Source organism: Limosilactobacillus reuteri subsp. simiae, assembly GCF_020784875.1.
Lineage (GTDB): Bacteria > Bacillota > Bacilli > Lactobacillales > Lactobacillaceae > Limosilactobacillus > Limosilactobacillus reuteri_H.
Map to the genome: position 1 here is coordinate 1 of NZ_JAJGUI010000080.1, position 237 is coordinate 237.

Annotated in this window: 1 rRNA gene; it reads left to right on the top strand. The window is 40.5% G+C overall.

What is annotated here, in order from left to right:
- Positions 1–107: 107 nt before the first annotated feature.
- A 23S ribosomal RNA gene (locus tag LMC10_RS02095) occupies positions 108–237 on the top strand; the annotation flags it as partial.

Sequence of the window (237 nt, forward strand, 5' to 3'; positions counted from 1 at the left end):
AATTTCTTTATTAACAAAACAATAAACCGAGAACACCGCGTTATTTGAGTTTTAATTAACGAATTATAATCGCTAACTCAATTAATCAGACAATCTTTGATTGTTTAGGTTAAGTTATAAAGGGCGCATGGTGAATGCCTTGGTACTAGGAGCCGATGAAGGACGGGACTAACACCGATATGCTTCGGGGAGCGGTAAGTACGCTTTGATCCGGAGATTTCCGAATGGGGCAACCCA